Source organism: Shouchella rhizosphaerae, from assembly GCF_036700015.1.
GTDB classification, from domain to species: domain Bacteria; phylum Bacillota; class Bacilli; order Bacillales; family Bacillaceae_D; genus Shouchella; species Shouchella rhizosphaerae.
The window spans coordinates 2,239,252-2,252,893 of the sequence record NZ_CP144921.1 but is presented as its reverse complement, the minus strand read 5'-3'; the positions used below and the strand labels follow the sequence as shown (position 1 = coordinate 2,252,893).

General features: G+C 46.9%; 11 protein-coding genes. All 11 read right to left on the bottom strand.

Features of this window, described 5'->3' with window-relative positions:
- Window positions 1–64: 64 nt before the first annotated feature.
- Entirely contained in the window at window positions 65–1,171 is a 1,107-nt protein-coding gene (locus tag V5G21_RS11245) for a helix-turn-helix domain-containing protein (protein WP_338464719.1), read from the bottom strand.
- Complete coding sequence (locus V5G21_RS11240; protein ID WP_179291422.1) at window positions 1,128–2,873, bottom strand: sensor histidine kinase; 1,746 nt, start codon at window positions 2,871–2,873, stop codon at window positions 1,128–1,130. Before V5G21_RS11240 ends, V5G21_RS11245 begins: the two co-directional genes overlap by 44 nt.
- Before the next feature lie 176 nt (window positions 2,874–3,049).
- Complete coding sequence (locus V5G21_RS11235) at window positions 3,050–4,201, bottom strand: Gfo/Idh/MocA family protein (RefSeq protein ID WP_051881265.1); 1,152 nt, start codon at window positions 4,199–4,201, stop codon at window positions 3,050–3,052.
- Between the two features lie 38 nt (window positions 4,202–4,239).
- Window positions 4,240–5,061 (bottom strand): sugar phosphate isomerase/epimerase family protein, encoded by an 822-nt coding sequence (locus V5G21_RS11230; protein WP_011245242.1) that lies wholly within the window; start codon window positions 5,059–5,061, stop codon window positions 4,240–4,242.
- Window positions 5,058–6,236: a dihydrodipicolinate synthase family protein gene (locus V5G21_RS11225; RefSeq protein WP_011245241.1), complete on the bottom strand. Its 1,179-nt coding sequence runs from the start codon at window positions 6,234–6,236 to the stop codon at window positions 5,058–5,060. Before V5G21_RS11225 ends, V5G21_RS11230 begins: the two co-directional genes overlap by 4 nt.
- Window positions 6,237–6,249: 13 nt before the next feature.
- Entirely contained in the window at window positions 6,250–7,422 is a 1,173-nt protein-coding gene (locus tag V5G21_RS11220) for a Gfo/Idh/MocA family oxidoreductase (RefSeq protein WP_338464717.1), read from the bottom strand.
- A gap of 195 nt (window positions 7,423–7,617) precedes the next feature.
- On the bottom strand, window positions 7,618–8,454 hold the full coding sequence (locus tag V5G21_RS11215) for a helix-turn-helix transcriptional regulator (protein WP_095255384.1): 837 nt from the start codon (window positions 8,452–8,454) through the stop codon (window positions 7,618–7,620).
- 129 nt (window positions 8,455–8,583) lie between these two features.
- Window positions 8,584–9,858 (bottom strand): MFS transporter, encoded by a 1,275-nt coding sequence (locus V5G21_RS11210; RefSeq protein ID WP_011245238.1) that lies wholly within the window; start codon window positions 9,856–9,858, stop codon window positions 8,584–8,586.
- 13 nt (window positions 9,859–9,871) lie between these two features.
- Window positions 9,872–10,186 carry an L-rhamnose mutarotase gene (gene rhaM, locus V5G21_RS11205; RefSeq protein ID WP_011245237.1) on the bottom strand — a complete coding sequence of 105 codons (315 nt, stop codon included), beginning with the start codon at window positions 10,184–10,186 and terminating at the stop codon, window positions 9,872–9,874.
- A 78-nt stretch (window positions 10,187–10,264) separates the two neighbouring features.
- Entirely contained in the window at window positions 10,265–12,337 is a 2,073-nt protein-coding gene (locus V5G21_RS11200; protein ID WP_073305410.1) for a bifunctional aldolase/short-chain dehydrogenase, read from the bottom strand.
- Window positions 12,338–12,359: 22 nt separating this feature from the next.
- The gene (gene rhaA, locus V5G21_RS11195) at window positions 12,360–13,631 is read right to left on the bottom strand and encodes an L-rhamnose isomerase (protein ID WP_073305657.1); all 1,272 of its coding nucleotides are present in this window, start codon (window positions 13,629–13,631) and stop codon (window positions 12,360–12,362) included.
- Window positions 13,632–13,642: the final 11 nt, after the last annotated feature.

Below are 13,642 nucleotides of genomic sequence, written 5' to 3'. Positions count from 1 at the left end.
TGAATAGATGACAAAAGGGAAATAATTTGCACAAAAGACCATTTAAAAGAAATATGGGACGCTTTTACTCTTTTTGGTTAATAAATTCAGTTGGACTGGCGTGGAAAAAACGCTTAAATTGCCTTGTAAAATAATGGACATGGCTGTAACCGACTTGATCAGCAATTTCATAAATATACAGCTCCCCTTCAAGCAGCAACTGTTTCGCCTTTTCCATCCGAACGCGGGTAAGATAGGACTTAAACGATTCGCCGACTGCTTTTTGAAACACAATCCCGAGGTATTTCCTCGATAAACCCACCTCTTCCGCAATATCTTTGAGGACAAGATCTTCGTTATAATGGGCATGAACATAGTCGATCGTCATTTGGACAGCGCGGCGATGCCTCGCGTTGCCTTCTGAAATCGAGGCGATGCACGCTTGATCTACTTGCGACTCGATCCATGCTTCGAAGTCTTTGATCGTCAACAATTGGTCTGGTGCCACTTCCACTCTATTGGCACAGACATGTTGGCCGGTTCTATTTCGTACCGCATCACGGATCAATGCTTGCAAGCTGTTTGCATGGAAATGAAGCAATGAAGGCCGCTCCAGTTCTTTCGCATCATGTAAATAAGACACGACCGCTCTTGCTGCTTGTTGTGCTTTACTCCAATCGTTGTCGCGTACAGCTGTTGCCAATGTTTCATAAAGGGGTAACGACTCGCCGGTTATTTCAAAAGGGCGGTCAAGCAATGGCGCAACCGCATTTAAGCGGATTTCCAACTGTTTGCTTTTGATCTCCTCTTCCGCCTCTGCTGTTAAGCGATTGACGATTTTCTCGAACACAGTGAAAATCGTCATTTTTGAAGCCGGTTTGCTTAAATAGTCATCTACACGTAAGCGCAGCGCTTGTCGTGCGTATTCAAAATCATCGAAGCCACTTAAAATGACAACCTTTCCAGCAAATCCTTCATCCCTCACCGTTTTAACCATTGCCAACCCTTCCAACACAGGCATATAAATATCGGTTACCACAATGTTCGGCTGATTGGTTTGAATCAGCTTAATCCCCTCTTCGCCGTCATACGCTTCTCCAACAAAGGTCATGTTAAACCTCTTCCAGGGAATGATGCCTTTTAGCCCTTCAATTACTTGCTCGTCGTCGTCGATAATAACCGTTTTCCACATATTTGTTTACTCCTCCCCAATCGCTTGTTTGCTTTTGCGGAATTTCAATCAATACTGTCGTCCCTGCCCCTATGGCACTGTAAACAGTGATCGTCCCTTCCTCACCAAAAAACGCTCGTAAACGCTCTGCGACGTTTTGCAAACCATAACCATTTTTCCGGGGAATCGGCTCCTTTTGATCAAACCCTACGCCGTCATCTTTTACTTGTAGCTGAAGCGCCTGTTTGTATGGACGAATGGAAATGTCAATCATCCCACGTTGGCGGCGATGAAATCCATGAACAATCGCGTTTTCAACAATCGGCTGCAATGTAAACTTCGGCACATAGTAATGGTGGAGTTCAGATGGGACATCGATCTCAAATGAAATATCGACGCTTTTTGTACATTGCTGGATTTGCATATAGTAGCGGATATGGTCCAGTTCATCGGCAATCGGTATGAAACTTTTCCCTTTCGAGAGGCCAATCCGTAGCATTTTTCCCATCAATTCAATTACTTCACTGATTTCATCTTGTCCCTTGGCAATCGCCATCCAATTTAATTGGTCGAGTGTATTGTACAAAAAATGTGGGTTAATGTTTGCCTGTAATGCCGTTATATCAGCTTCATTTTTGCGGCGGTGCTCTTCCTCTAAAGATTGGTGCAATGCATGAATTTCCTTCGTCATTTCCGTAAACCCTTCAAATAAATCGCCAAATTCATTTTGATAGCCAATTGGCACATTCACTTTTTGTGATTTGCCAAATTGCACAAACCCTTGGCGTAACTGGAGAATTGGCTTTGAAAACGCCGTAGACAGAAACAAAGCAAACAGGAGCGCCCCTGCGATCGCTACTAGGCTAATTGCTATAAGCACAGCTGTAATTCGTTTCCCCCCTTTCGTTAGCTCTCCCCATGGCGTTACCTCGACAAGAAACCAATCAGCACGCTCTAACGCTGACCATACAGCTAGCCCCTGGTCAAGCTCTCTTTTTCCACCTTGGTTAAAAGAATGTTCAGCTACGATTCTTCCTACTTCTTCGTCTGTTTCATGAGCGGCCATAATCGCCTCTCCATTTTTGCCAACTAACATTCGCTGATTTGCATGATGATCCCTATCCACAAACAAGGCTTCAAAATCACGGGTGCGGACGTTCAGTACTAACATAGCTTTTAACGTTCCTTTTGCCGAATACAGTTTGCACATGTAAGAGACGACCTTTTCCTCTTCTGTTAAATGTTTGTCGTGCTCTCCTAGCCAAACTTCATTGGCCTCATTTACTTCTTTGTTTTTTGGATGGCTGTGCATATCAATCTTAGAAAGAAAACGGATCGGATATTGGCTATCAAAAGTTGGGGGATTATCCATGTATATATCAATGGAATCAATCATTGATGAACTTAATACAACTTGATGCAAATACTTGTGGAGGTTGTTTCGTTGTCGATTATAAGAAAAGTGTTCGTGTCGGTTATTGATAAAGGCTTGCAAATCAGCATTTCTTGAAATAACAACTGCTGTTTCTTCCAACACCTTCATCTGGTTATCCAATTCATTCCGGTATAAGTGCAAAAGCTCCTTTTGGTGAGCCGACGTCGAGGCAATTGTTTCCGACACAACCATGCGATAACTTACGCCAATTACGACAAAAAACAGGAAAATAATAAACAGCGCAATGCTTAAAAACAGAATGGTTTTGACCTTTGCCTTTTTAAACATAGCAACCACCTTATCGCACAGCCAAGTCAAGGCTATATTTGTCGGCAACATTCATCAGACTGATAGAAAACGCTTGTCAGGCGAGGGAATACGCGAACGAACATGGGTTCATCTGTAAAGGCCTGGAAGCGTTTATTTACAGTCACAGCACCCGCGATGGACGCGAGTGCTGCCTGCTACGTTTTCAGCGTTTCTTTAATCGGAGTAAAACCATGTTGCTGTGGGTTTTCATAGCGTTCAAGCAATGCATCAGCTAAACCTGGCACGACCCGGTAGCCGTCAACTTGCTTGACATTAGCAAACTCGTGAATAGGATGTTGTTTTAATTGCTCAATGATTTGCACATGGGCAAATGCTGTTTCGTACGTACAAGGGACCGTTTTGTTTGGGTCAATAACTGCTTCAATACAGTCGTCCAACTTCGCAAATGAATCATCGTGAGTAACGCCAAGCCTGCCATATACTTTTGTAGAACCATCTTTAAAATAAGCGATGACGTGGCCCGTTTTATTGTTGCACCTATATTCGATTGTCGCTTTTTCAAATTCCAACGCAAACATCGGACCGGCCTCTTCCTCCGTAGCGTGTGAGGCTACAAACAATAGCGCTGCTCCTTCGTCTGTTTTCGCTCGCAATATGCATGTGTCAAATGTTTCAATTGGATTGGCCCGATACAATTCAGCGTCGATGTCAATGACGTTGGCGCAAGTATCGATTTTGTCGCCTAGCACATACAACAAATGATGAAGAAAATGGGCTGCGGCATTGTTGGCAATGCTATCAAAAATCGCCTGCCCTTGCTGGGAGAAGCGTTTTCCTGCCCAATCGGAACGTTGGTAGTACGCGGTGTTTCGCGGCCAAAACACCAATGTCTTTAGCGACTTGGCACGACCAAACATGCCGGCCATTCGGTCACGCTTTAACGCATGAACGGTTTTGCTAAATGACCAATTAAAACCAATCGCTGCCCATCTTTGCGCCTCTCTTACTGCTTTTTCCCACAAAGGAAAATCATTTTCCATAGCGGAAAGGGGCTTTTCACACAAGACATGGCTGCCATTCGTTAACGCTTCCAGAGCGTGGACTGTATGAAAATGAATTGGTGTAGCGATAACAGCCAAATCAGCATGATGTTCTTTATAAAACGAGCGTAGTGAATGGTAGACCGGTACACCACGCTCTCGTAAATCGGGCAAATACGGGCTACGTTCCGGCGCATTGTCAACAACCCCTGCAAGCAGTGCTTGTTTGTGGGTTAACAGCTTTTTTACATATCCACTGCCATAACCATTAATGCCAGCCACTACTACTGAAACCAAATCCGCCATTTTAAGCCTCCTCGTTCGCACTCTTGCCAACAACGCGATTAGACGTGGGCATCAAACCGCTCAATGATCTTCGCCATTGCTTCATCACCGGAAAGGTTCCAAAGCGACTGGTTCATAATTTCGACTTCAATCGGTCCCTTATATCCTGCTTGTTCTACTAACCGGCGCATGTTCTTTAAGTCGATTACCCCATCGCCCATAAGGGACCTGCCTTTAAACATGTCTGTAATAGGAACGTTCCAGTCGGAAACATGGAACCCAAGTATATGTTGGCCTGCCCGTTCGATTTGTTGATCTAGCTCAGGGTCCCACCAAACGTGGAACGCATCAACGATTACACCGACTTGGTTTGTGCCGATCGTTTCCGCTACATCATTGGCTTGCCTTAGTGTATTTATAACAGAACGGTCAGCTGCGTACATCGGATGAAGAGGCTCGATTCCAAGTTTAATCCCGCATTGTTCTGCATAAGGAACAATCGCCTCGATCCCTGCTTGTACATGCTTTCTTGCTTCCACTAAATCTTTGCCGGCAGCTGGGCCACATACAAGGACAAGCACATTCGCGCCAAGTTCAGCGGCTTCGTCAATGGCACGCCGATTGTCTTCAATCCGCTGGAGCCGCTCTTGTTGGCTAGCAGCAGGAAACATGCCGCCGCGGCATAAGCTGGAAAGGGAAAGGCCAGCATCACGAATATGCTCTTTCGCTTCCTTTAAGCCGTACTCATGCAGTTTATGACGCCAAACAGCCAGCCAGCCCACGCCGTGGCGGGCGCAGCCTTCAATCGCTTCTGGCAACGTCCATTGTTCAGTCGTAATCTGGTTTAAACTGAAACGCTCGATTCCAGGAGCACCGCTCATACGCGCACCTCCTGGCTAATACCAGCCGCTTCAAGCGTTAGCACCATCCGTTTAATCGCTCTCTCAGGCTCAACGAGCAAGCCTGCTTGGTCGGCTAGCATAAATAGCTTTGCCAAATGAACAGCAGACCTCGCTCCTTCTGCGCCTCCAATCATTCGAAAATGGTTTTGGTGCCCATTTAAGTAGGCCATAAAGACAATCCCTGTTTTGTAGGCGTAGGTCGGTGCTTCAAAAATATGGCGGGCAAGTGGGACAGTTGGCGCCAAGATCCGGTTATAGGTTTCGAGATCGCCGCGGTCAAGCGCTTGGAAAGCTTCAGCAGCTGCCGGCGCAATTGCGTCAAAAATGCCTAATAGCGCATCGCTATAAAAGCCGTTTTCCCCAGCAATCAGTTCAGGATAGTGAAAATCATCGCCTGTATACATTCTTACCTGTTGAGGAAGAAGACTGCGCATAGCCACTTCTTTGCTTTTATCAAGCAGCGATAGCTTGATCCCGTCTATTTTGTGCTTGTGTTCATGAATAATCTCCAGACAAACATCCATCGCCCCGTCAATGGATCGATCTCCCCAATAACCAGCTAGATTCGGATCAAACATGTCGCCAAGCCAATGGAGAATCACCGGTTCCTTCACTTGGCGAAGCAGGCGGCTATACACGCTCCGGTAATCATCTCGTGACCGTGCTGCTTTCGCAAGGGCGCGGCTTGCCATGAGAATCACACGACTGCCTTGCGCTTCGACAAACTCCATTTGTTGTTCATAAGCGGAAATGATCGCATCAAGCCCATATATCTCTTTGTCACTCAAGTGATCCGTCCCCACACCTGAAGCGATGTCACCGCCGACTGCTTTTGCGTCCTTTGCCGAATAAGCAATCAACTGTTTGGCCGCTTCCCATGTTAAGCCCATCCCTCTTTGCGCTGTATCCATTGCTTCAGCAACACCGAAGCCGAGTTGCCATAGGTGGTGGCGGTAAGAAAGGGTCGCTTCCCAGTCAACTTTGCCGCCCAACACTGGCGGTACAGGCGATAACGGATCGGCGACGACATGAGCCGCTGAGTAGGCACGCCGTGCGGAAAAAGCAGCCGTCTTCAGACATGCAGGCTCAGCATTCTGGAGCGTATAAACGATTTTGTTTCTGTCTTCAGTTGGCAATGTAATCGTGTAAGCCATCGTTTTTGCCCCCTTAAATATGCTTTGCCGGAACAGTTGCCGCCAGTTTAGGCACGTCAACCCACTTCCGCTCACGCCATGCTTGTAAACCTAAGTCTGATAACTGTGTCCCTTTGGCTCCTTCAAGCAAGTCCCAAGGAAATGGACTGTCTGTATAAACATGTTTCAAAAACAGTTCCCACTGTGCCTTAAAGCCATTCTCGTAAGGCTCATTGTCAGGCACTTGCTGCCAGAGTTCCTGGAAAGCGATCGGGTTTGGTATATCTGGATTCCATGTCGGCCGAGGCGTCATGACACGGTGTTGGATTTTGCAATCGCGCAATCCCGCGACTGCACTTCCATATTTTCCGTCAACGTGGATCGTCAATAAATCATCACGGTCGACACGTGTCACCCATGAGGAATTCGCTTGGACAACAATCCCATTTTCCAATTCAAAAATTGCATAGGCTGCATCATCGGCAGTCGCCTTGTATGGTTGGCCATCCTCATCCACGCGTTTGCGAATATGAGTCGCTCCTAGGCAAGAAAGAGATTGAATTTCGCCAAACAAGTTGTCGATTACATACCGCCAATGCGCAAACATATCGACAATAATGCCGCCGCCATCTTCTTCTCGATAATTCCAGCTTGGCCGCTGCCCTTCCTGCCAATCGCCTTCAAATACCCAATAACCAAAATCAAGTTTCACCGAATAAATGTCACCAAAAAAATGACTGTCAATCAATCGTTTTAGCTTTAACAAACCAGGCAAAAACAGTTTATCTTGGACAACGCCGTTCTTCACTCCTGCTTTATTGGCAAGCTCAGCTAATTCAAGGGCTTCGTCTAAGCTTGTCGCCGTTGGTTTTTCGCAATAAATATGCTTGCCTGCTGAAATGGCTTGCTTAATTGCGGCAGCGCGGCGGCTCGTTGTTTGTGCATCAAAATAGATGACATTGTATTCGTCTGCCAGCGCCTGCTCTAAGTCCGTTTCGATCCGGTTTAGTCCGTATTTGCTCGCAAGCGCTTCAAGTTTTGCTTCGTTTCTTCCTACTAATACCGGGTCAGGCATAAGCGTCTCCCCATTAGGAAGCGCAACCCCTCCCTGTTCACGGATTGCTAAAATCGACCGGATTAAATGCTGGTTTGTGCCCATTCTCCCGGTGACGCCATTCATAATAATGCCAATTGGATGCGTAGCCATTCTTATATGCCCCTTTCATCTAAGTTCGCTTTTAATTGAATGAAAGCGATTTTGTCGACTTTATCGCCAACCTCTTGCTCTCAGTTTAGTGAAAGCGCATCCAATTCGTCTTATCACTCCCCGTTTTTCGTTCTCAGTTTCCGAACTAAATCAGCTAGGGTCATTAGGGGCCTCTATGAAGCGACTTTTTGGCTATTATTTTGAAACATTGCGGTGATGATACTGGCTTAATTGAGTATGTTTATAGACTAAAGGACTAACGCCAACTTGCTTTTTAAAAACGCGATAAAAGGTAGGCAACGATTCAAAGCCAACTTCGAAACAAATCGAAACCATATCAAGGTCAGTTTCTATTAGTAATTTCTTTACGCGGTTTAAACGGACTTCGGTTAGATACCGCATCGGCGTCGTATCATATGCGTCTTTAAAGATTTGCTGCATATAGCGGGAGCTTACCCCCATTTTGGCAGCTAATTCTTCAGCGCGGCTTAACTGGTAGTAATTATTTTCGATATACTCTTTAAGGGCAGCCGCACGCCACTCATTTGTGTTTTGGTAGGTAAATCCTTTTTTCGTCCGCTTTAATAGCAGCAACAACTCTCCAAGCAAAAGCGACAAGCCGATTTTTTCGCGGTCCCTATACTGGAGTTGTTCGTAAAGCATACGCCTTAGCAATTGGCGGACTTCACTCCCTTTAAACAAATTGAGGCGGAGCACTTCTGAACGGGCAAACACGTCAGCTATAAGCGTGTGCCTGTACTCCACAGGCAGTTGCTTTTCATCAAACTCTAGCACGAGCATAGTCATTTTTGATTGCGCGGCAATCGAGTGGTGTGTCAAAGGGCGAATGATGAGCAAATTGTCAGAAGCGAGCGCATGCTGTTGTTTCCCTAACTCGCACTCCCCTTTTCCGTCGAGGACATAGAGAAGCTGGTGTGTATAATGAAAATGGCTATGAATGTAATTTTTCTCTTTATGCTTGTTTTCATATAAATAAACCGCTCCCTTTGGCTTTTGCTTTCCAGTCCTCACAAGGCTCAACTCCTTTCTTAGGGCGATTTACTCTCCTGCCATGTTACTCGTATAGGTTCGATTTTGCTGACTGTAATCCTCTTTTTGCTGAAACGCCCTTCTATGCCTTAGCCTCGCTGTTAAGTCCAGTTAAGCGCTTTTCCCATAACGTTCATGTTGGATTTCTTCCAATGACCGGTTCCTTGTCTCTGGCGCCATGATAACGCCGATGACTAGGCTAATGACCAAGAAAGCAATCATGATCATTCCTGATGTTTGAAAGCCGATTGTCGAAATCATTGCCGGAACGACAAGGGAAATCAACCCTACGCCAATTCGTACGACGCAAAACATCAATCCTTGGGCTTGGGCACGGTATTTTGTATGGAACAACTCGCTCGCAAACAGCGCATAGAACGCCTGGGCACCGAAGCCTGCAGCCAATCCCCAGATCGTTACAAACAAGGCAAGCTCGGTCATGCCCATACCGCCAAAAGTCAGAATGAGCCAGGCAATGATGCCCAAAACCCCTCCCGTCCCAAACAAAAGCTTACGGTTCACTTTATCGCCAAGCTTAATAAACACCGCATAAGTAGCAATCACCGTAAATGTCCAAAGGACGCCTTGCAGCAAATTGGCTTGTGCTGCTGACAAACCGCCTACCGTTTCATAAATATATGGCATAAAATATCCCATTGTCCCAGCGACAAGGTTCCAGAAAAAGTAGATGCCAATGAGAAAGATAAGCGCTTTCAAATTTGCTTTGATCGTAAACAAATCTTTTAACGAGCCTTTCACAGCAGCCTGGCCAGATTGAGTCAGCCGTGCTTTTTCTTGCTCTTTTTCCCATATTTGCGATTCATTGATTTGCTGTTGCAATATCCAAGTGATGATCGCCACCACAAACAATTGCGCAAAGATCAAACGGCTGCCTAGTAAACCGAGGGGAGCAAGCGCTACCGACAAAAAAAGCGTAATAGCAGGCCCAATCGACCAAGCGAACTGGGACCAACCGACTCTGGCAGCTCGTTCGTTAGGCGGCGCCTCTTCGGCAATATACGTCCAAGCTGCTGGAATTAACGCGCCAACAGCAATGCCAACGATGACATAGCCGGCAAGCAGCATAGGAAAGGAAAAAGCAAAGACAATGAGAAGCATGCCTGCCATATATAGCAACAAATCATATTTGTAAATAAATTTCCTGCCATAGCGGTCGACTAAAGCACCGCCAATCAGAGCCCCGATTGCTGCTCCAAAGCCATTAGCACTCAAGGCGCCTAGCAATCCTACCCACATGTCGGTCAACTGCAAATACTCGACCCATAATGTTAGCCCACCGGCGCCCGCAACAATAGCGCCTGCTTCTAAATAATTGGACATCGCTACCGTAATCGTGGCTTTCATCCCTTTATTTTGCCGCACCATCCTTACCACTCCCTTATGCTAAATAAAAAACTTCTTTTAAATCATGGGAAACTGGACTTAGATCATCATTTGTTTCCATTAGCGGCGCCATATACGCCCACCATTTTTGGCATATCTCTGTTTTGGCGACTTCGCTAAAACTGTCTTCGTCTTCAACAAGCAAATAGGCAAACAGCTGGCCAGTCTCCTCTAACAGAAAAATCGAATAATGGTGGACACCATGGGCTTTTAGCATTTCCGCCATTTCTGGCCAAAGCTTATCGTGGCGTTGTTTGTAATCATCGTACTTATCTTTGTAAACCTTCATTACTGTAGCTTTGCGAATCATGCTCGTTCACTCCTCTTACTTTGATCGTCTTTTCATACAAATTTCCTCCCCGCATTTTTAACGGAGAGGAAACCACCCTTATCTTGGAAAAGCTGCTGGTACGCCGCCATCTACAGTTAACATACAGCCCGTCGTCTTTTCTGACTTGGACGAAGCAAAGAATAAAACTGCCTCGGCAATATCTGCGGGAAAAATATGGACGCCAAGCGTTGTCCGTTTTTTGTAATGGTCTTCAAGTTCATCAGCTGCAATTCCGTACGCAGCTGCTCTTTCTTCACGCCAAGCCGAATCCCAAATCGCTGAACCTTGCAAGACGGCGTCAGGGAGAACCGTATTAACGCGGATTCCGTAGGTGCCCCCTTCAGCGGCAATGCAGCGGGCGAGATGGGCTTCCATCGCTTTGGCTGCGCTGTAGGCTGATGCGTTTTTTCCTGCGTAAACCGAATTTTTCGAGCCGATAAACACCATGCTACCGCCTGTGCCTTGCTCTTTCATTTGCGCAAAGGCTTGGCGGGCGACGAGAAAGTAGCCTGTCGCAAGCACATCGAGATTGAGCTGCCATTCCTGTAAAGTCGTCTCATCAAAAGGGCTTGATGTGGCAAGGCCGGCATTGTTGACAACAATGTCAACGCCCCCGTATGTCCGGGCTACGTCGGCAAAAGCTTGCTTGACTGCTTGTTCATCTGTGACATCCATTTTTAGTGCAAGTGCCCGGCCAGCACCGAATTGCCCATTTATTTCTGCCGCTACTTCTTCTGCCCTTTCAAGATTGAGGTCAGCCAACACGACGTGTGCGCCTTGCGCAGCGAATTGCCGGGACGTTTCGCTGCCGATGCCCCCTGCTCCCCCTGTCACAAACGCCACTTTGCGCGAGAACGTTGCTTCTTTTGGAGCAAGCGATAGTTTGTAAAGCTCCAATGGCCAATATTCAATTTCATACGATTCGGCTTCATTTAGTGAAACAAACGAGCCTAATGCATTCGTTCCACGCATGACCGCAATCGCTCGTTCATAAAGAGCGCGGCTCACTTTTGCGTTTTCAACCGCCTTGCCGCTGCTAATCAGGCCGATGCCTGGGATGAGCAACACGCGCGGCGACGGTTCAAACATCGTGTCGCCTTCACGGCGGTTGCGCTCAAAGTAGCGAATGTATTCCTCTTTGTATGCGGCTATTCCGTTAAGCACCGCTTGCTTCAAGCCTACTTCGTCACTTGCATCAGGCACCCAATCGATAAACAAAGGCAATCGCTTCGTATGGACAAGATGGTCAGGGCAGGCAGCGCCAATTTGCGATAGCTCCTTTGCCTCTTTGCTGTTGACAAATTCAAGGATAGGATCGCTATCATCATAGGTCACAATCATGTTCCGCCCATTATGGGCCACTGCCCCCCGTAGCGCCGGCATGATGTTGGCCAGCAATGCTTGGCGCTCTTCTTTTTTTAGCCCTGCTGTCGCAGCTCCGCCAAAAGGCGCGTTTTTGCCTCGCTTTTTCTCGATAAATTGCTCTGCTTCATTAATCACAGAAATCGTGCGGTCATAACTTTCTTTAGCTGTTTCTCCCCAGACGACAAGGCCATGTTTTTCCATTAGCACAAGCTCCGCTTTCGGGTTCGCGTCTACTTGTTTTGCAATCATTTTAGACAGCGCAAAGCCAGGGCGAATGTAAGGCACCCATACAAAGCGGTCACCAAATAGCTCTTCTGCCAATTCGCGGCCATTTTCAGCACAACATAGGCTAATGATGGCATCTGGGTGAGTGTGGTCGACATGCTTAAATGGCAGAAAAGCGTGAAGCAGCGTTTCAATCGACGGGCGCGGGTGACGAGGGTCGATTAGGCAATGCCCCAAATAGGCGACCATCTCCTCATCTGTCATTGCTTCCCGTTCTTTCAGCGGCAAGACATCGTCAAGCCGCAAGCCCGTAAAGTTGTTTGCTCCCATTGTAGCCAGATCAGAGCCACTGCCTTTGACCCACATAACGTCAACTTCATTGCCGCGAAAGTCAATTTCAGTCGTTTTCATCGACGTATTGCCGCCGCCCCAATTGCAGACAGATCGGTCGGCGCCAATCAAATTGGAGCGGTACACCAACTCATCGAGCCCTTGACACAATTTGCTTGCTTCTTCCACATTCCACAGATGTTGTACCATGACGATCCCTCTTTCTAGTAAATTAGCGTTGCTTCGCTTTTTCGCTTTCACGCTTCAGTTGGACTTGCTGTTCGTATTCCTTGACGACATCTAGCCACTCGGTTTCTGTCGGCACTCCTTGGCGTTTGCAATACTCATCCCACATGTCGCCAAACGGATACGTTTTTAGCTGTTCTTGCATGGCTAAGCGCGACGTGAAATCGCCTTCATCTTGCAACTGCTTTAAATGGCGATGGGGCATTAAGGCTGCATACAATAGCGCCTTTGCCATATTGCGCGTGCCAATGGCCCAGGCAGCGACACGATTAATGCTTGCATCAAAAAAATCAAGACCAATATGGATGTTGCCAAGAGCATCGTTACGGACTAGTTCAATCGCAATTTCTCGGAGCTCATCGTCAAAGGTGACTACATGGTCACTATCCCAGCGGACAGGACGGGAAACGTGCAATGCCAACTGATCGTGGAATAACAACATCGCTGATAGTTTGTTAGAAACGACTTCTGTTGGATGAAAATGACCGGTGTCAAGCAAATACAGCTTGTTGTTTTGGTTCGCATAGTTTAAATAAAACTCGTGTGACCCGACAACGTACGCTTCTGAACCGATGCCAAACAATTTGCTTTCAACGGTATCAAGAACAAGCATTGGGTCGTATTCGTCTGCATAAATCGCATCTAAAGACTCTTTTAAACGCTTCCGTGGCGTTAGCCGATCACTAGGCGTATCTTTATAACCGTCTGGCACCCAAATGTTTACTAGCGATGGCGTCCCCAACTGTTCCCCAAAATAGGCAGCAATTTTCCGGCATGCCTTACAATGGTTAATCCAAAATGTGCGGATTTCCTCATCTGGGTGGGCAAGCGTCAGTCCATCAGCAGCCTTAGGATGGCTGAACACCGTTGGGTTGAAATCAAGGCCAATGCCTAATGATTTCGCCCATTTAACCCACTTTTCAAAATGCTCAGTCTTCAATTGATCGCGTTCAATTGGCACGCCATCCGTTTCGGCATACATGGCGTGGAGATTGACGCGGTGCTTTCCAGGAATTAAACTTAGCGCTTTTTCCAAATCACGCCGCAGCTCTTCACCATTCCGCGCTCTGCCCGGATGATTCCCCGTTACATCAATGCCTCCAGACAACTCGTTCGCAATCACCTCTGTTCCATGAAGGTCATCTCCTTGCCAGCAGTGGACAGAAATGGGCACTTGTTTTACTTTCGCGAATGCTGCCTCGACATCTATACCTAATTGTTCATATTGCACTTTAGCGCTTTCAAATCGACTCGACACGTGCGATTCAC